We start from the raw sequence: 19141 nt of genomic DNA on the forward strand, positions 1-19141 counted from the left end.
GGTGACATTTCCTGCTAATCATAATTATCAGAGTCTTACTGCCTTCTTAGCTGTATCTACGGCGCTACCTCCGGCTTGTTGAACTTGTGAAATTCCTCCTTTCAATGCTCCGTCCAATGCACCACCAACACGTACCCCAGCCCATGACAGTGCACCCATCCAGAACGCTGGCAGTACCAGAAACATTGTCGCCATAACAAAATTCATAATCAGATCATCTGAACTGTTCTGAAAACCCGCCATGTTAAAGCTACTATGTGTGTCAGAACTGTATAACGCTGTTAGCAGCCAGCTGTCGAGCCATCGAGCCAGCTCCCACCAGAACGTCAGGAAGTTAAGGGCAAAAAGCACAAACGTGAGCGTAATGACGGTCTTAATTTCATAGGCTGAGAACGCCAGAATAAGCGGCAGAATCACCACCACCGCCATAAGCAATACAGCCTGCACCATTGGCAGCGCCTGGCGCATGGCATCGAATGCCGGAAACGCAGCCAGACTGCCTAACGCGGTGCCGCCGATCGCAGCCACGCGGGCTACGGAGTTATCAAGCGTAAAATCAGCGTTGCCTCCGTAGCCGGCATAGACGTGTCCGCCCTGTGATACTGTCAGACTCTCAGGGCTAACCAGGCGGCGGATAATAGCCTCCCTATAGTCTGCCGAGTTTCCCCCAATCATCGTCATGGCTGCCGACAGACGGGTCCACAATCCCGGGTCAGCCTGATCGACGACGCGGGCTTGCAGTCCGGTATCCGCTTTATTCCACCATTCGCTGCAGGTTGGATAGCCACCCCGGCCGGTATCCGGCCTTCCGCTATCGCGGCCTTCGTCCCAGGCAAATTCCGCTCGAGGCGTTTTCGATTGCAGGCTGCCGTAATAATTACTGAGGAAGGTTTTGCTGCCTATCCACTCAATATCACGCAGCGTCGCTTTGTCTTTTGTCTTCCCCTGATCCTGACGTTTCCACATATACAGCGCGAGCGAATAGCAGTCATTGGTAAAGTCCTGCAGCTCTTCCGCGAGAGATTTGTTGTTAATTCGCGTGTGCTGAACCTCAAAGCGGAGCTGGCGCATGTCCGGGCGGCAGGGGATTGTGGCAACAGATGCCTGCGTAATGCCCTTCGCCAGCTTGTGAATCAGATACCACCAGACCGGCGCGGCAGCCGTCTGATCGTTAATGCTCGATATGACCGGTGAATATCCCGTGTCATCGGGCGCTTTTGGCGTCCACGTCCCGCAGCTCTGCGCACGCGCCGTGTCATATTTTATCGTACTCATATCGACGTTCATCAGCGGCATACAGCAGGCAATCATCACCAGAAAAGACGTGTAAATCGCATGTTCCATACGCGGTATGGACAGAGCACCTTTATTCCCCTCATCTTCACCTTCCTCACGTACTTTCAGCCAGATGCCGATAAGCCGGAAAGCGACAGGCGCGGCAAACAGGCCGGTTGTGATGAGAATATTCCAGAGTCCGTTGTTTACAACCCAGCCAAGCAGGGTAAGGAAATATTCCAGGTAGCTGTTAGTCAGCATCATGACGCTCCCGTGCCGCCGAGCAGCACCAGTTCACAGACGACGGCAAAAATGACGCTGACGGCCGTAATGCGGATAAGAGGCTGGCGGTGTTGCGGGCCGAAGCCCGGCGCACGAAATACTTTCACAAAACCCCATGCCAGCGTACCGTAAACCGCAAGGCGCCATATCAGCCAGCAATAGCGGGCATGCTCCATCCAGTCACGGAATGCAGCGGCCTGAGCAGGATCTTTGATAGCCCGGTCCGCGACGATGAGCCCGGCCAGGAGGAATGCCAGCAGAGCGCCGGCTGTAGACAGCACACGAAACTGCGCGGGGTGCCGGCGGAGAAATGAGGCGCGTTGCGCCCCGTTTTCGGTTTTCATAGGCTGCGCTCTCATCAGTTGTTTTCCGTCTCAGGCACGGCCATGCGGTTAATACGGTTGTCGGTGCTGTCATCGCTCTGCGTTTGCGGGTTACTGTTAACGCGCCCGTTTTCCCGCTCGATAATGGTGAGTACAGAATTGCGTGACAGCTCGCGCTTGAGCTCCATTTCGTTGCGTAATGCGGTGATCTCGCGATCGATGGCCGCAACGCGACGATCCCCTTCCTCAATGGCCGCATTCTGCGCGGCAGCGTTAGGCTCAGACATGCCGGTAACGATCATGCGGCGCATAATCAGCGCGGTTTCAACCGTATCCGCCATCGCCAGCTCGCCGGCGAGGCGGGCGGTCAGGGCGGCGTTGTCAGGATCTCTCTGCAGTGCTCTGATGACGCCTGCAGTGATGGGTAAACTACCGGTTTTGAGTTTTGCCAGGTTCGTCGCGTTAGGCTGTTCGGTGCCGTTAAGCGTAGAGGTCACGCCGCCGTAGGCGTTGGTCTGGCTTGTCGTCTGATTCTGGCCGATGGCGTCACCCGCAGCCCCAGCGGCACCCAGCAGTCCGATCGTTGGCAGATAGCTTGAGGCATTAGACTTGCGCGTGCCGGAGATGCAGGGGATCCCGTTTTCATCAGAAATCCAGCCGATGCCGCCACTGGTGCCGGTCTCTTTGCCGCCGTTCTGGTTGCTGTTGTTGCCGCCTTTGCCGCTGCGGTCCGGCTTCGGCAGAGTACGTACGGTGCCGTCGGTGAACACAAAGGTGACGCTGTTGACCTGACCACGCACGCAGGACAGGGTCCAGTCGCCGGAGGCGGTACCGGAGACGATCGCGCCCTCGACGTCCGGCAGCTCAATGCCGTTGGCCGTCAGGTTGTCTTTACCAATGAGTACCTTAAAGGGATACGGGTCGGTTACGGTGCCGTTGATCGGCACGCGGCCGAGCAGTGCTGTCATGGCACGGCTGCCAATCAGCGTGGAGTTCTCCGGAAGCGTATACACCGGTTCGGCCTCCTCTTCCGCGTCTTTTTCAGCGGTTGAGCCCTTTACCTGCTGTTCATAACTGCCTTTTTGCTTCGTCAGCGCGTTTTCACTGAGAAACGACGTCGGGAACTGTGAACCGCCGGCGCTGCTGTCCGACGCGCCATTTTTCTGCGCCGAGGACGCGGAGGGACTGTCCTGGGGCGTGACCCACATCAGGCCATCGCTGCCGGAGGCCGGGGCATTGCCACCGCCGGCACCCATGCCGTCGAGACCCAGACCCAGCGGGATATCACTGTCAGTGCCTTTTGCCTTGTCTGCAATACCCTTACCGGCATTCTGCAGTTTATTCGTCAGCTCGTTGATTTTTGACGTCAGGACGTTCTGCTGCTGGCGCATCTGGCTTTCACGCTCGTGATAGCTTTTCTCCACGCCCTGAACAGCTTCGTTAACCTGGCCGGAAACGTTGGTATTGCGCTCACGTAACTTTTCATTTTCGTCCAGCAGTCTGGCATTCTGCTTGTTAAGAGAATCCTGCTGCTGACGAACGGCGTTAAGCGAGCCCACGATGGTTTTCAGCGTATCCTGCGGCGTGTCGCCCTCGATGCCGAGCGCTTTGAGCTCCTGCGGAGACAGGTTTTTCAGCGCATCGTCTCTCTGTGAATGTGCAGACTGCGTGGCTGGCTCCTGCGGCTTGCCGTTATAACTTTTCACCGCAATGAAACCGCCGCCAACCAGAATGGCCGGAACCAGCACTTTAACCAGTCCGTTTGACTTAATTTTCATAGCGGATCACCTTCTGGGCCGGGCGGGTAGCAGCCTTATGGCTTACGGATGGCTCACGTACAAAAGCGTCATCAGGACGACCGGCGGTGACGAGGTACAGCGTGGTGGTATCTTCGGGCGTGCCGGCGGCACCCACCCAGCGGTGCTGGAAGGTGGCCGTGACAAACCGGCCCTGCAGCTCTCGCGGATCGAGGACTACCTTCTGCGACGAGCTGTTGCGGATCCTCAGCGCAATGACGGTGCGACCGGCCACGCCCCAGCCTGCCACCGGTGACACGGTCACAGGAGCCGAGGGATATAACGTCGTAATGCGTGATGGCAGGTTCGGATTAACGGGATGAATGCCCGGCAAGGCTTCAACGGTGCGCACCGGCGCATACAGATTCTGAGCTGCGTAGCGCGTCAGCAGTACCGGAACAGGAGCCTTATAGCTCACTTTTTTACGCTTCGTCTGCGTGCTGTCACTGGCGGCTTTCTCTCCGGTGCCGGCGGATGCACTGCTGAGGGTGCTGACGTCGCCGCTGTAAACGATTTTAACCGGTTCGGCTGATGCGGTGGCCGTCGTACGAACGTCCAGCAGAATAACCTCACCGCTTTCCATATCCTGCAGCTGCAGGCGAGTCTGGGGAAAATCACTGTCAGCTTTGAGATAGACCGCGCCGCCTGTGCTCTGTACGCGCAATTTTCCATTTAGTGCCGGCGGGAAACCCACGCGCACGTTTTTATCAACGAAAATCACGCGTTCCTGACCCGTTTTGAGGGGAATTTGCAGCGGCACGCGCTCCCATTTCATCAGTTCGTCCGCCTGCGCCGGTGCGGAAAGCATCGCTGCCATCGGCATCAGGGACAGTGACAGCGCCATAAGGTATGCACGAGATCCTGAGGTAAAAGATGGATTCAACATCAGAACATCCCCTTTCTTTCTGGTTTCGGCTGTTCAGGCGCGGCGGAAAGACGCTGCGGGATGCCTTCATAGCAGTCCAGCGCCATGCCAAATGGATTAGATTCAGAGTCGCCGTCCCAGCGCACGACTTTTAGCGGATAGCGAACCATGGCGCGTTTAACCGGCTCGGTAAGGTAGTATTCGTCGGCAACAAGATCGAGTTTCACCACCCAGTTGTCGCGATCGATGACCTTCACGCTGTCACCTGAATAACCACGTCCGGGAATTTCGTAAACGACGCGCACGCGGTCGGTTAACTCGTTTTTTTCACCGCGTACCTTTGAATCTTCCTCAAGAAACGCCTTGCACTGTGGCGTCAGGTAAGCTGAAAGCGACTGAATGCGTGCGGGATAGTCCACTTTGCCGTTTTTGGGCCAGGCGTTCAGCTGCTGGAAAATGTAATACGTAAAGCCGTAGACGGTCGGAGGCGGGATTTCCCACCACGGGCGCGTGCTGCCCTTACGCAAATCAGGCGGGTTGTGGATGGTCAGCTTTTCAGGTGCCCGCATCCAGCCCCCCATAGCGGTAATCAGTAACAGCAGCAAAACGACACAGGCCGCCCGCAGGGTAAAAATATGCTGATCGCGGCCCTTAACCGCGTGGCGAAAACGACTCATCTGGTACTCCTGAGGGTTTTGCTGCGTCGCAGGGACCAGCCCTGCGAGTCAATGATTAATCTGGGATCGCCCAGCCCCATGCGGCGCTTTTTTAACTCAAATTGCTGCCAGAGATAATTTTCTGGTTTTCCCCGTTTTTTGCTGGCAAGCCATTTGCCGCCAAACGCAATCAATACAAGTGGGAAAAGCAGAGTGCCGGTTGGAATGGCAAGCCAGCCAAAAAGTAACGCGAAGGGCAGGGAAAGTATGAAGCCGGATAAGATGCCAATTAGTGCTGCCAGTCCTAACTCGGGGGTATTAAACCCCCGAAATACGACTGGCTCAGCATTCAGGCGATCCGGTAAAAATTTAATGGTCGCCATCTGGGGCTGTCCCTTACGCGATAACTTCTGCAGACTTGCCGAGCAGCCAGATAACTGCGACAAGCATTACAACCCCAACAACAACAATGGACCCGAATTTGGTCCAGGAGGCACGGTCATTACGGACTTCACCAAACGTTACGAGACCAGCTTCAGCAACTTTAAAGAATGCAAATCCGCACAGAACGAGACCACCGAGAATGAGTCCATCCTGCACATGACCGCTGAGCGTTCCCATTAGGCCAGTACCCGTTCCGCTCGACGTTGGACCTTCAACCGTAGGCAGATCGGCAAGAGCTGGCCTGGCAGCCAGAGCACTCAGCAGGCCAGCCGTCAGGATACGTGCCCAGGCTGATTTAGCTTTAGTCTTAGCTTTAGCGGCCACGCGGGTTACTGCTGATACGAATTTAGACATGATTTCACCTGTAAAAAGAGTGGGTTTAGGGTTAACTACAAAACATCCAGATACTTACGACTAACAATAAGACTGAGCGAACTACGGCTTTGCCCATCGCGCCCTCCTTCAGGCGCTGATTTGTCCAGCCTGAGTAGACATCCACGATTGCCCATGCTGCCCAGAAGAAGAGGAATGCGATCAGCAGCCCGAGACAGAGCAGGTGCAGCAGATTGGGTTCCACGTTTCCTGAAGCCGCTTTAAAAGCTGCTTCCTGTGCAGCGGTCATCGCCATCAGGGACGCTCCCGGCGATAATTTCCTGCCACGCCAGACAAATCCCGGGGCTGAGCACGCGTTGGTTCCAGATAGCGATCAATGCCGGCGCTGATGGTTTTCAAATCGCCATTAGCCCGCTGGTAATCGAAGAAGTAGCGGCCACGCTCCGACGGATCAGCCTGTGCTGCGGCAACCCGCGCCCGTTCCAGCGAAGCCTGAACCTGGACGATCATTCGCTGAGCGGATGCCAGCTCGTCTTTCTCAGATGCAGACGCCGGAGAGGACGCGAGAAAGGTCAGGCCCAGCACACCGCCGCATAACAGAAGTTGTGTTGCCGGACGAAGAGATTTCATATGCACCTCCAGTGGTTGTTGAGTGCGGTAAGCTTGCGAAATCTGGCTGCCGGGTTCAGCCGTTAACTCTTTTTGGGAAATTAAAAATTTAGAGAGCAGCGGAAATGCTGAAGGAAGTTGATTCAGATAGTAGTGTTTGTGGTAACTAAATGATTACTCTGACGCGGCGCTATGCGCCTTGCCTGCTGACGGACGGCATCTGAAAACAAGTTTCAGGTGCCTCCGTCCAGCTCTGATAGGGAAAAACAGCGTAAGACATTAAATTAATTCCCCGAACGCAGAATTTAATCAGCGGTTTTGCCGACTAATATTGAATGATGAGTAAAATCAGGCACGGCGTGCGTTAACAGGTAACCTGAAGAATGGGAGAGACACTATGTGCGGAAGGTTTGCGCAGTATCAGAGTCGGGACGTTTACTTTGACGCCCTTGGCGCAGCCGACAGTGATTACGTGCATGATCCGGAACCCATCGGCCGTTACAACGTAGCGCCAGGAACCAACGTGCTACTGCTGAGCGAGCGCGACGGCGAACTGAAAATAGATCCTGTGTACTGGGGTTACGGACCCGAATGGTGGGACAAGCAGCCACTCATCAATGCGCGCAGAGAAACCGCCGCATCAAGCCGTATGTTTAAACCGTTATGGAACCACGGCCGCGCCGTGGTGTTTGCCGATGGATGGTTTGAGTGGGTGAAGGAAGAAGAAAGGAAACAGCCCTACTTCATCTATCACAAAACGCATGAGCCGCTGTTTTTTGCCGCCATCGGCAAAGCGCCCTATAACGATCCGCACGGGCATGAAGGTTTTTTGATTGTCACCTCAGCCAGTAACAAGGGCATGGTGGACATTCATGACCGCAGGCCGCTGGTGCTGAAGGCGTCAGCAGTGAGGGAGTGGCTAGGCGGTGATACCACACCCGAACGCGCAGAAGAAATCGCGCATGACGCAGCCTTACCGGAAATCACATTCAAATGGCACCCCGTATCGACGAAGGTGAATATGCCACGTCATCAGGACGAAGAGCTGATTGAAAAGATATAGCTCAGCTGTTTTTCATACATATAAGACAGAACGCCGCGCGCCTGCCGGGGTTCTGGGTGCGAAAATACTGCCCGCATCCTGTGCCTACTTTGCATCCGCTGTACGCCCTGATAATGGGCATTCCGATATGGATAAACACGCATTTAACCGAGGCCGTCCTGGTAAAGGCTTCTGAGTGGCGTTAAAATGCACAACCACGTTTTATCAGGGCAGACAGCATGAAAACGCAAACCACGGCTAAGAAATTTGAAGAATGGCTCCTGAAAGTATTAGGCAGCTATGTGAATATCGGTTTGTCCGCAATGCTGTTCGCCGTAACGGGGCTGAGCGCAGTGTTCTACTTTCTCAGCAGCGCAGACGCGCACAAAGCCGTCTATCTGGTGATGTTCGGCGCGGTGGCTGCGCTGATCCTTGTCGCCTGGCAGAGCAAGCGATCGCGTTTCTAGAGATGCCCACTGACCGCCGCGAGGCGGTTTTTTTACGCCTTCCTGCCGCCGTTCGGTATTAGCGGCGTAAACCAAAGCCTGCATTTCACAGGCTTTGGTATCAGGCCATTAAAGATAATGGTATGAGCACCTCCACCATCGGGTGCATGTGAGATTTACCCTGCGTAACAGTCCGCTCAGTGCCAACTGCAGACATTCGGTAGTGTGGTACATCTTTATTAACCGCTCTCTTGTTAACCCAAACTACTGGGTAAATCATCAGGTTTTTAGCTTTGATGAGATCATTGGGCTGGTCATAACAACTGCGTTAATGATGTCTGAATAAATTTAATCACCTCATAAAAAAGAATTGAAATATACGCATATCAGAGTTAGTTTTGTGTAGGTAAAAATAGGAAGGATGGTAAACCGTTTGACTTTCGCGTGGAAATATTTCCATCTAATTTTTTGATCCCAAAATATTATGACGAGAATCTATGGACGAGCCTAAAGTATTTATTTCATATAGCTGGAGTGGCAAATCACACCAAGAATTAATAAAGCACTGGGCTGAAAGGCTTGTAGCTGATGGGATAGATGTCGTTCTTGATATTTATGATCTTAAAGAAGGTCATGACAAATATGCATTCATGGAAAGAATGGTTACAGATACATCTGTAACACATGTGTTAGTTGTGTGCGACAAAAAGTATACTGAAAAGGCAAATTCCAGAAAGGCCGGAGTTGGCACTGAATCGCAAATAATTTCAAGCGAAGTTTATGAACAGGTAGAACAGTCCAAATTCATACCAATAGTTTGCGAATTTAGAGATGATGGAGAACCATTTTTACCCGCGTTTATGAAATCTCGGATATGGATTAATTTTTCGACTTCAGAAGCTGAGAATGAGAACTGGGAGCAACTAGTCAGGCTTTTATACGGTAAACCACAGCATATTAAACCTAAAAAGGGCAAAGTGCCAACATATATAACAAGCGAAAACCCCATTCCCACAAGCGAAGCTTTCGCAAAATTTAATTCTTTGAAACAGGCTATTCTACAAGATAAAAAAGGTATCAATCACTATCGGCGTGACTTTATCGATTCTTGTGTAAGTTATGCTGATACTCTTCGTGTACGGGAACGACCAACTGTGGACTCAATGGGAGAAAAGGTCGTCGATGACTGCGGAAAGTTAAAAGCAATACGCGACCATCTATGTGACTGGGTTCTTCTTGAAGGGGAGATTACAGCTCCTGAAATACTATCAGAAACGGTAATTGATGTTCTCGAGAAGCTGAGAGAATTAAAATCACGTCCCCCTGAAATAAACAGCTGGAATGATACCTGGTTCGAAGCTCATGCAGTTTTCGTATATGAAACATTCCTATACATTATTGCGGCATTACTTAAGACGGGTGCTTACTCAATATTACATGATATTTATTCTTCTCATTATATCTTGCCATCATCAGAAAGATACGATAAAACTAATTTTGAAAAATTTGATTGTTTTTATGGTTACTCGGAAAGTTTACAACATGTGTTAGCTCCGGAAGGTCGAAGACTTAACGCTCCTGCCGCTGAGCTTATAAAGCGCCAGGCAGATCGTGCTGATTTGCCATTTGGCGATATAATGCAAGCAGAATTATTAACTCTACTGATGTCATTTATTACTCCAGATACTAGGTGGTATCCTCAAACCCTTCATTATTCGTCCCATGGTAATAGATATCCGTTTTTTGTTAGGGCTGCACAACATAAGAACTTTAAAAAGTTATCTATCATAACCGGTATAGATTCGGCTGATGATCTAAGGGACAAAGTTTTGGAAGGACATGAACGACTAGGGACTCGGGAATGGCATAACTTTCACTTTGAAAGAAATTTTTGGTCATCCATGAATATGGATGAACTCGACAAGCTTAGATAAGTTAATAACTTAGCCAAGCGGACGCAGCTTTGCTGCGCCGCTGTTAAGGCGTTAATGTCCGCAGATCGCTCAGGCTGTGTGAAAACTGTTTTGGTCGCTTAAACTGTCAAAAACAGGGTTCAACACTGCGCTAATACGTAAAATTTGGCTCAGCTAACCAGTCGAACGATTTCAGATTTTGCGTAGATGCGCGTACATCAGTTTTGGTTCAGGTTTTTCACACAGCCTGCGCTCATAGCTGACCTTAGATCTCACGTGAACTTTATCGATGTCCGCAGACATCAACTTTTTCGCCAGTCAGTCTCCCAACAGCCTCTATTGCGTCTGGATCACCATGCCAGGCCATGCAACTTAAACAATCTCCGCCACAGTCTAAATTCAATGTGTCTGGTGTTTTACTCATTGGCTTATTACAGGTCTGGCAATTGTTTTCTTTCACTGGAAGTGGCATCCGATTTTGATTTTCATTTCTATGTTACCTGACATATCACTCTTATGTCCGCAGTTCGCTCAAATCGGTCATTGAAGTCGGCTATATTTCATAATTGGATTTGATTCTGCCGCGCCGCCACTACGGCTTGCCTGCTGAAGCCAGCGCACAAAGTCGAGCTTTGCACGCTGTCGTCCAGCTTATAAATATTTTTTGAACGATGCCGTTGTAACCGTAATGGTCAGCCCAAGCATTAATGCTGCGGGCAGCAGTAGAAGGTTTGGATAGACCGCTGAAGGCCATGAGAGGTAGGCCATCACCGGCAGATACACAGCCGGTTTGATCAACCTTTTTGCGCGGTGATACAAAAATGACGACTCATAACCGGCACCAAATCGGCGCAAATCACGTCGGCCAAGCCCTTCAACCACGGCAACGCATATAACCAGTACGAACAGCGGCACAGAAAGGGCAATGATGGTGACGCGGATCAGCGTCACGATAGAGACATATACCGTTGCCATCATGTACTGCTGCAAATAAGTTCCCAGCCAGCGGCTGGCACCCTTAAGATTGCGCGATACCTCATTGCCGCTGTTCAACTCGGCCTGATATTTTTCCTGTATCCAGCCGATGATCCCACTGTCCACAAACGCCCACTGATAGGCATCCGTTATCCACTGCACTGTTCGACCCGATACCGGCGAGTGCAGAGGCAGCACTGATGATATCGTCAGGGAAAGCCGTTGCTGGCAGTACGGAATCCGGCATCGGCACCGCAGCGGCCATTGCAGACATGCCCGTCTGAGTAGAATCGGTGGGCGATTCGCTGATGCCTCGCGCTTTGTCGAGAATTTCTTTGATGAGCGGCATAGCCGTTGCATCTCCGCCAGCCAGCGAAGCCATCACCCGCAAGGCCTGGCGATCTCCGCAGAGCCAGGAGACTCCGTCATGAGGCAAGAGCCTGGCCGCCATCATTGCCGCCATACCAGAGTCGGCTGCATTGTTTATCCGGAACCGATAAGGTGCACCCGGCGCTGACATACCGGGGATCCAGCACTGTCCGTCCAGCAATCCCCCCTCAATCCGGGTCAGTTGTGGCAGATGCGCAGTAAGCGCTGACCAGAAAACAACAGCATTCCAGAGCGTGTTTTTAGCGGCCTGTTCCTCAGGTGCCGCGCCCGGAGGAAACATATGCCCTTTTGCCAGCCTGACGCTGCAGGCGGTAAATTTCAGGGTGAGATCGATGTACCCGCCCTCTTTACTCCATTCACCTTCAGTGCTGGCCGGCACGTTTTGTACGCCCTCAGCGAGTATTTTCAGCGGTGTCAGGTAAAGCCGGTTATAAATTTCCTCCGGCAAAGACGTGTTATCCCATATTTGCCTGAGAAGGAGCTTACGATGCGGGGAAGCAAGCAGCTCGGTGGCTGACTGCGGCGCGAAATATCCCGCCGGAACCTTACTGCAAGCCTGCGCTGGCTTAGCCGCGGTTTGCCCTCCGGATATCATGGTTATGAGCTTACTGAACATTCTGGCTCCCTGATAATTCAGCTTCATCGCTGATATCAAGCGCAGCATCTGCGCTTTCTGATTCCTTTCCGCCCGGCGTTTCAGAGCCTTTACACAATGCATCAAGGCAGCCGGTCACGATACAGACCAGCTCATTTGGCACCAGAATTTTGCGCGCGCGCGTCACCGATACGTACAGAAGATTCAGCTCATCTTCTTTTTCACGCGGATTTAAAAGGGGATCGGTAATATCAACAAAATCATCGCTGATTTTGACCGCGTTCCACTCAAGCCCTTTACTACGGTGCGCCGTCACGACTGTCACATCAGCATCGCTTTCGCGCGTCACCGCCTGCTTTTTTAATACGGCCAGCAGCATTGGGAGTGGAAAATACATGTCCAGCAATCGTACACCCTGCCCCATTTCCGGATCTTTTGTTGCTTTGGCAATGGTTCGATATTCTTCAAAGTCACGATAATCGCGCGTCAGCTGCGGCGACTGAATACGATCGAGCATATCGACCGAAAGCCAGTACAAATCTTCCAGTTCACCAATGCGGTATCCTTCCATTCCGCCCACCCAGTACACCTTTTTACCCGTCAGGCTCTCCATCAGAGCTGAGCCAATCACGCCTGCTACCGTCCGGCTGATAACACAGCAGTGCGCTGTTCCGGCTGGCAATTCGGCTACAACCTGGTCCTCACCACCAAGGCCGCTGATCCGGCGGCTTTCCCCCGCCTCGGCAAGCAGGGCATTCGCAACGTTTGTGACCGCCGTACCAAACCGGAAGCTGTTCGTCAACCACAGCCTGTCTGCAGTCTCCAGCTGCGGCGAAACGAGGGCATTTTCCGCCCCCCTGAAGCGATAAATCTGCTGATAACGATCGCCGACAAGGATGATGCGACAGGGCTGGCTGAGAACAAACTGACTGGTCACCGGATTAGCATCCTGCGCCTCATCGAAAAGGATCACGTCCCATTTCTTATTCAGCTCCGGCACTGACAGCTGATAAAGTTTTAGATAGATGTCATGCGTCACCGGAAAATGTGAATCCATCCGGGTCATTTCATGCCATACGACCTGTGCAGCTCCGAGTATTTTTCCCGCGTCCAGTCCGCCACGATCGCTCTCATCGGGCAGGTGCAGAAATGAGATTTCCCCGTCGGCGCTGTACAGAAAGATGTTAAGCGTGTTCAGCGCTGTCCGTGCCAGCAGCCAGTGCCGGGTATTGAGCAGCCGCGCAATATCCGTTATGCGCAGAGACGTGGTAAGCCGCGTCTGGAAGTGCCGCCCGAACGTTGGCCATGCCAGTTGATGAAACGTTTTGCACTCCACGTTAAAAGGAAAGCGACGCTCGGACTCCTCCCTGATCGCGCGATTGTAGGCGAGATAAAGCATCCGCTCCGTGGGGTTTGCCAGCGCGTAGGCTTCAAGCGTGGACGTTTTGCCCGTACCGGCAAACGCCGTAACGACAAGTTTTGTGCCTTTCCAGGCGATGATCTGTGCCTGCTCCTGCGTGGGTTGCATGTAATCAGTACCTCCGTCAGCGTCATGCCATGGACCATGCCCTGCCGGGGAGGCGGTATCCACCGCAAACTCTATACTGACCCGCAAAAAAAACGCCTCCGGAGAGGCGTTATGGTCAGGCTGCGCGTTGCTCTGCGCTGCCGAGTTTTGCTGCCCACCTGGCGGTGTAGTGCAGCGGGGTGTAAAGCGTGCGACGCCGTTCAAGCGTCAGCGCGTTTCCGGTCACAACCTCTGCCGCAATGCCGCAGAGCGAGAGCTGTATGTAGGACATACTGGCGGCCAGTGGATAAACGTCCGTCACCGACACCCACAGCTGTTCTGAGACCGTGTAACCGCGCTGAGCAAACTCTTCAGCGAAGGCGATGACCATACAACCTGCACCGCTCGCCGGCTCCTGCAGGGTAATGAAGTCTTTTCCCTGCATCAGCGCATCGATGCCGGAAAGCTGCACTGATGCCATCATTCGCGATACGTCCCACGGCGTGAAAAACTGGCCGCGATATTTATCTCCCAGCTCTAACTCCATAAAAACGCTGCCGAGAAAATCACAACGTTCCTGATCGAGCGCCATCACGACGTGACCCAGTAACTCAGCCATCCGGGTGACGTCTTCCTTCTCGTAGCCGGCAATTATGCTCAGATACTGCTTTTCCAGCTCAGCATCGTGCGCAACGCCGTTGTGCAGCGCAATAGCCGCGCAGCTGACGAAGTCCTCAAACACCTTGTGCCGGTGATGATAACGGGCGGTTGTGTTGAAAATCTTCAGGAATGCGCTGCGATGATTGATAAAAGTCATGCGTGTTCTCCATAAAAAAGGGGAACACGCCCCTGAGGAGATGTTCCCCTCAGGGTGTGAGGCAAGCCTTACGGCCCGCCTTTTTTGGTTACCAGCTGAACGTGGTGAATCCTACCGCCTGCCGCTCATCCCTGTGCCGCCTGATGAACGGATGCAGCGTCTGTCGGTTCGTCAGGTTCAGCGACCGGCACCAGATGAAGCCCGGGCCTGCCGTCGTCCAGCTCGTCGATAATCGCCTCAGCACTGCAGACGTGCTCGCCCCGATCGTAACAGTCATAACCATCAAGATCGTGAACCGGCTCGCTATACCAGTGACGAATTTCACAGTCAAACGTGGATGACAGTGCCGCGATGACCTCTCCTGCCGGAGGGAACCAGGCGGAATCAAACGCAAGTTTTATGCTGCTGACGCCTTCTCGTTCCCAGCTGACGTTGTGACCTGCCGGCCACTCCATGCCGTACTGCCGGCAATAGAGGCTGCCGGACGTAGAAGCCCCGGAAAGGAGTCCGCCACTTCCGTTCAGTTCAGCAGCCAGCCGGCTCGGGATTATCTGCAGCATATCGCAGGGTTGAGCCCTGTCAGGCAGCTGACTCAGTCGTTCCCAGCACTGACCCGGATCGATTTCCCGGGAAAGCGTGGCAATACCAAACCAGTCCGCATAGCGTTCCTCAATGAGTCGCGCGATATGCCTGCGTGAAACGTCCGGAATACTGCCCCAGCGGATCGCGTCGATACCCGACTGATGGTAAAGCCGCTCAATTTTGCGCAGATGCTCCCCGTCGAGCGGTACGTCATTGCGCAGTAAACCAAGCCACTGATCAAACGCCAGGTTGGCTGGCGTGCCCTGTCCCGTTCCGCTCTGCATTAACCCGGGAAACGACGGAAAAGACTCCGTTTTAACCGGGCGTAGCAGGCCGCCACAACCCGCCAGAAACAGCTTTATGCTGCGCATGACGGCGTGACGGTAAAGCGGTACGGCTTCACCGCTGATCCACTCCTCCATAATGCTGATGAGCGCGGATTTTCCGGTGATTTCTAAACGGTTAAGCCTGATACTCATGGCACGTATTGAGTCAACTATCTCGTCACAGCCAGAACCAAGAAAACGGTTCTGAACCATGCCAAACTCAAGGTTATAAATGACGTTAATCTGAATGTTCATAGTGAGAGGGAGCTCACCATAAAGATGTATCTGTTCATCAAGGTCATCCAAGCCAGACCTTTGCCAGGAAAGTGCTTTCAACATCTCGCCTTCAAATTCAGCTAACTGCAGCATATCCGTCAGGTTGGTTGAAATTGTCATATACAGCTCATCTTCACTGGTATGCATAACGCAGGTTTGCCATCTGATTCGCCAGCTTCAGTGCAAAGCGACGAGCCTGTCGGAACGAGCTGAAAACCTCATCCGGTTGTTTAAGGGAACCGAACCGGTGATTACCGTAAAATGTGCCTGAACGGGTGAGTATGCCAGACGTCCACTTTCCTGATTGCAGCTGATAAACATGAACCTTAAAGCTGAGTGAACCAGCCCGGTTTGTTATCCACTCTTCTTTTCTTTCACCGGCCGCTAAGCGATCCCGCAGGAATAACGCTGCTGCGGAGGCTGCTGAAAAGATGCCTTTTATGGAAAATGAAGTTGGTAATAAAAGTGTATACATGGTGTTTCTCCTGTTGAGCGGGAAACACCTGCCCTGTCGGGAAGATGTTTCCCGATGGGCATTCGCATAGCGAATGTATGGTTCAGACGACTGTGCTGTTACTTCTGAGCGGTGAACACCCTGAAAGTCGCAGCATCAGACGCAGCATGCTGAGCCGCTTTGGCTGCAGCGTTGTGTGTAAAATGCTTACCATGCCGGCTGAAAATGAATTCATCGCCCGGCTGGCCTTCGGTCAACGTTCTTGCCATGACAATGGCGTGATAACGTTGATCGTCAAACCAGACGCGGGAACGAAATTCATAATGACCGGAAGGTGAAGCGAGCCACGATGTTCCCCTGAGTGCAGCTTTAAGATCAGGACATTCAGATGCAACACGGGTTGCAACGGAAAGGACCAAATCGAGTGGCAAACGCAGTTCATTCAGAAAGGAACAGGTTATGGACATAGTTTCTCCAGAAAACAGAGAAACATTTGCCCTGTCGGGAATGTTTCCCCGAAGGACGAAGGCCGGAGCCGGATGGTTAAATGTACCTTCATCGCCAGGCAGTAGGAGCCGTAATTGACGATATCTGCTTCCAAAGGCGGGCAGATGTACCACACTGATGTGTTCTCCCTCTCAGGCTACAGGAGTGTTATTTGCAGCTACCCGAAGGCGGTCATCTCAAGCTACAGACCATTGGTGGTTGTCCGAAGACAACGTAAGAAGCGTTTTAATAATAGCGTTTGCCTGAGGCAAATTACAAGAGCCTTTTATTCATCTGACTCATCTGTCCGGTTATAAACCCGGGTAACGTAAGCACCACGTCCATCACCGTGTCCAAGATCCATAGAAACTAACGCCTCAGCTTCTTTGCGACTCATGCCATTTATTAAATGATGATTTACGGCATCCCTGGAATAAGCATACCTGAGACTGTGCGGGGCATGGATCCCCGTCATTCCACTTTCACGTAGTACGTTATGATAACGATCAAGCGCCTGATGAAGCGTTGGTTTATCGATTAACTTACCGTTATTTTTTTCTATATAGCGAATAGCTTCATTTAACAGGTTAACAACTTTCTGTTTATCAAAAACACTGGCATCACGTGGACGCCCTCCTTTAGAGCCAAACACAACACGCACATTATTATTTCCGGCTTCTAAGTTTTTTCGCCAGGTCTTAAATGATTTTGCCGACTGAACAGTTTCCTCTGCACGCAGCCCAATATATCTGGCGAGCTGAATACCTAATGCAATCCCCCTGTCCTTTTCTGAAACCGTTATAACGATTTCTCTGAGACGTTCGTCAGAAATCGCAACCTTAGTGCCTTCCCGACTGGCTCCTGAAATATTCAGTGCTTGATTACTTAATTTCTCATGTGCAGGATTAGCCAGAATGTTACGTCCGCCTTGTGACAGGATTGAACGTAAAGCGGCCATTTCATTTTGCAGGGTGCGTGACGAGATATTTTCATCCTGACGACTACGGATATAATTCTCGATATGTTTGGTTTTAATATGGCTAACGTCCCGAATCTGAATATTAAGGGTTGCCAGTCGCTCTGAAAAGCGACTGGCAATCTTTGAACGATCAGAAACCGTTTTAAAACTTCCTCCGCCATGACGTGCGAGCGTGACGAGCTGCTTACCTAATTTACCAGACACTTTTTATCTCCTTCAAAACCTACAGCTGTAAGCCCATAAACCAACAGCTGTATGACTCTGAATCTGTACATCTCTTCCCCGATGACACGGTTGCTTTTGCGCTTCCTGCGTCTCGACTGGTATCTGTGCATCGGGGCGGCGAAATGTTGAGTTCTTGCGAGGCTCCCCAGGTCTCTGACCTGTTTGCGGCTTGCGCCGTGCTGACGTCAGTCAGTCTGCCTCCGTACACCAGTTTCCTGATGTCGCCATCGATACCGAGTCGATCATTCTCCTTCTAATAAAACGCCCTTAACGTGTTGTTCGTTAACGTCGCGTCATGGTTGATAAATAGCCAGTTGATCATCTGAAAACACGTAATACGTGCACGTCAGATTGTAACGGCATGCTGAAAACCGCACTTTATATGGGTTTGGTCGTTATGCGCTGCGCGCGTCACTTTGTTCTCGTTTCACTCGAACCAAAGTGACGCCGCGCAGCTTCATGCTCCTAATGCGTCTTCCGCAAGCGCCCAAATGTTCCAAATGGGCTTATGCGTCATAGCAAAAGTCGTATGTAGCTCAGGGCGTACCCCTGAAAGTCTCATAACGTTTGTGAAAAAAGCATCGTGGGGATGCCTTATCTGATGTCGCCAGGCGTGTGTTAAAAGCCCAGCTTTCGTGAGATTAATGTACCCCCATCGTCGCGTCGTAGGTGCGCTTGTTTTGACGATATCTGCTTCCAGGAGCGGGCAAATGTACCACACTGATGTGTTCTCCCTTTCAGGCTGCAGGAGTGTTTTCGTAGCTACCCGAAGGCGATCCTCTCAAGCTACCGGACCATTGGTGGCCGCCTTATGGCGACTTACAACGCTTGTTAACATATCAAGAACTACAAATATTTGTCAAAGGATTCAAGGAGAATATAGTAGATTTTGATAAATCACTACTAGTACTTATTAGCTCTGGAATTACGATATCAATTTTTCTATTTACAATGATATTTAATCTTCACGGAAGAATGAAATTACTAAGAAATGAGAAAATATCTTTATACAGGGATATCAGTTCCGCGTTACAAGGTTTTGGTAAGAACACTGAAATATTGAAGTTACTAGAAAAGAAAGTTGAATAAGAGTCTCTACTGTACGTAACTAAAACCAATAATATCGATGATGAAAAAATGATGCTGATTATAATGAACAGGAATCCTGAACTAAAAAAACAGACGAATACGAACTTAGGAAATACCTTTACTGTATATATGCTTTAAGAAAAAGCGAATCGCCTTTAGCCACAAAAAACAAGCTGTTTCTTTCAAGATAGAAATTTACAGAAAAAACCCTTCTGGGTTTTTCAATAAACCTTCTCCAACTTCTCATAATGGGCGTAGTGTTATATGCATTAATGCGAGTTATCATTTTAAAAATTATAGTGGCATCATTAATCCTTTCCTTTAGTTTTGTTGCAACATACATATCATTTATAAAAAGCCTTACCAAGCACCCTCCTCTATTCACATATAAGTCTAACAGGAAACGAGTTGAATCCTTACTATGAATACGAATGATTATTTTTGGGATTTGGCGCA

At 51.4% G+C, this 19141-nt stretch carries 18 protein-coding genes and 2 pseudogenes; 3 read left to right on the forward strand and 17 right to left on the reverse strand.

Going from position 1 to position 19141, the window contains the following annotated elements; translation table 11 throughout:
• Positions 1–27 precede the first annotated feature (27 nt).
• From WFP70_RS23855 to WFP70_RS23895, 9 genes are read right to left on the reverse strand one after another with little or no spacing between them, the layout of a single operon-like run.
• Positions 28–1536: a conjugal transfer protein TraG N-terminal domain-containing protein gene (locus tag WFP70_RS23855; RefSeq protein ID WP_337024635.1), complete on the reverse strand. Its 1509-nt coding sequence runs from the start codon at positions 1534–1536 to the stop codon at positions 28–30.
• Entirely contained in the window at positions 1536–1901 is a 366-nt protein-coding gene (locus WFP70_RS23860) for a hypothetical protein (protein WP_442956368.1), read from the reverse strand. Before WFP70_RS23860 ends, WFP70_RS23855 begins: the two co-directional genes overlap by 1 nt.
• Before the next feature lie 14 nt (positions 1902–1915).
• Positions 1916–3658, reverse strand: coding sequence for a TIGR03752 family integrating conjugative element protein (locus WFP70_RS23865; RefSeq protein WP_337024602.1), 1743 nt, complete (start codon positions 3656–3658; stop codon positions 1916–1918).
• A complete protein-coding gene (locus WFP70_RS23870; RefSeq protein WP_337024601.1) occupies positions 3648–4562 on the reverse strand; it encodes a TIGR03749 family integrating conjugative element protein in 915 nt (304 codons plus the stop codon). Before WFP70_RS23870 ends, WFP70_RS23865 begins: the two co-directional genes overlap by 11 nt.
• A complete protein-coding gene (locus WFP70_RS23875) occupies positions 4562–5218 on the reverse strand; it encodes a PFL_4703 family integrating conjugative element protein (RefSeq protein WP_337024600.1) in 657 nt (218 codons plus the stop codon). Before WFP70_RS23875 ends, WFP70_RS23870 begins: the two co-directional genes overlap by 1 nt.
• The gene (locus WFP70_RS23880; RefSeq protein ID WP_337024599.1) at positions 5215–5580 is read right to left on the reverse strand and encodes a TIGR03750 family conjugal transfer protein; all 366 of its coding nucleotides are present in this window, start codon (positions 5578–5580) and stop codon (positions 5215–5217) included. The genes WFP70_RS23875 and WFP70_RS23880 overlap by 4 nt, the downstream gene beginning before the upstream one ends.
• A gap of 13 nt (positions 5581–5593) precedes the next feature.
• Positions 5594–5995: a TIGR03745 family integrating conjugative element membrane protein gene (locus WFP70_RS23885; RefSeq protein ID WP_337024598.1), complete on the reverse strand. Its 402-nt coding sequence runs from the start codon at positions 5993–5995 to the stop codon at positions 5594–5596.
• 31 nt (positions 5996–6026) lie between these two features.
• Positions 6027–6269 carry a TIGR03758 family integrating conjugative element protein gene (locus WFP70_RS23890; RefSeq protein ID WP_200547421.1) on the reverse strand — a complete coding sequence of 81 codons (243 nt, stop codon included), beginning with the start codon at positions 6267–6269 and terminating at the stop codon, positions 6027–6029.
• Positions 6269–6604, reverse strand: a complete 336-nt coding sequence (locus WFP70_RS23895) for an integrative conjugative element protein, RAQPRD family (protein ID WP_312464422.1) — start codon at positions 6602–6604, stop codon at positions 6269–6271. The genes WFP70_RS23890 and WFP70_RS23895 overlap by 1 nt, the downstream gene beginning before the upstream one ends.
• Before the next feature lie 376 nt (positions 6605–6980).
• Between WFP70_RS23895 and WFP70_RS23900 the strand changes: the two genes are divergently transcribed.
• From WFP70_RS23900 to WFP70_RS23910, 3 genes are all read left to right on the forward strand, one after another.
• Positions 6981–7646: an SOS response-associated peptidase family protein gene (locus tag WFP70_RS23900; RefSeq protein WP_337024597.1), complete on the forward strand. Its 666-nt coding sequence runs from the start codon at positions 6981–6983 to the stop codon at positions 7644–7646.
• 218 nt (positions 7647–7864) lie between these two features.
• Complete coding sequence (locus WFP70_RS23905; protein ID WP_337024596.1) at positions 7865–8092, forward strand: hypothetical protein; 228 nt, start codon at positions 7865–7867, stop codon at positions 8090–8092.
• Between the two features lie 476 nt (positions 8093–8568).
• A complete protein-coding gene (locus WFP70_RS23910) occupies positions 8569–10005 on the forward strand; it encodes an SEFIR domain-containing protein (RefSeq protein ID WP_337024595.1) in 1437 nt (478 codons plus the stop codon).
• 630 nt (positions 10006–10635) lie between these two features.
• Here the strand turns inward: WFP70_RS23910 and WFP70_RS23915 are convergent.
• The 8 genes and pseudogenes from WFP70_RS23915 to WFP70_RS23950 all read right to left on the reverse strand — a co-directional run.
• Positions 10636–11148 (reverse strand): annotated as a pseudogene (locus WFP70_RS23915) (TIGR03747 family integrating conjugative element membrane protein); the annotation flags it as partial.
• A 124-nt stretch (positions 11149–11272) separates the two neighbouring features.
• A pseudogene (locus WFP70_RS23920) lies at positions 11273–12067 on the reverse strand (TraI domain-containing protein); the annotation flags it as partial.
• Entirely contained in the window at positions 11955–13472 is a 1518-nt protein-coding gene (locus WFP70_RS23925; RefSeq protein ID WP_337024594.1) for a UvrD-helicase domain-containing protein, read from the reverse strand. The gene WFP70_RS23925 and the pseudogene WFP70_RS23920, both read right to left, overlap by 113 nt.
• Positions 13473–13587: 115 nt before the next feature.
• Positions 13588–14268, reverse strand: coding sequence for an N-6 DNA methylase (locus tag WFP70_RS23930; RefSeq protein ID WP_337024593.1), 681 nt, complete (start codon positions 14266–14268; stop codon positions 13588–13590).
• 125 nt (positions 14269–14393) lie between these two features.
• Complete coding sequence (locus WFP70_RS23935) at positions 14394–15329, reverse strand: DUF1281 domain-containing protein (protein WP_337024633.1); 936 nt, start codon at positions 15327–15329, stop codon at positions 14394–14396.
• 256 nt (positions 15330–15585) lie between these two features.
• Positions 15586–15927 carry a hypothetical protein gene (locus WFP70_RS23940; RefSeq protein ID WP_337024592.1) on the reverse strand — a complete coding sequence of 114 codons (342 nt, stop codon included), beginning with the start codon at positions 15925–15927 and terminating at the stop codon, positions 15586–15588.
• A gap of 98 nt (positions 15928–16025) precedes the next feature.
• Positions 16026–16373, reverse strand: coding sequence for a hypothetical protein (locus WFP70_RS23945; RefSeq protein WP_337024591.1), 348 nt, complete (start codon positions 16371–16373; stop codon positions 16026–16028).
• A gap of 305 nt (positions 16374–16678) precedes the next feature.
• Positions 16679–17575 (reverse strand): integrase domain-containing protein, encoded by an 897-nt coding sequence (locus WFP70_RS23950; RefSeq protein ID WP_337024590.1) that lies wholly within the window; start codon positions 17573–17575, stop codon positions 16679–16681.
• Positions 17576–19141 lie beyond the last annotated feature (1566 nt).

The sequence above is a fragment of the Pantoea sp. USMM079 genome, from assembly GCF_037153115.1.
Lineage (GTDB): Bacteria > Pseudomonadota > Gammaproteobacteria > Enterobacterales > Enterobacteriaceae > Pantoea > Pantoea communis.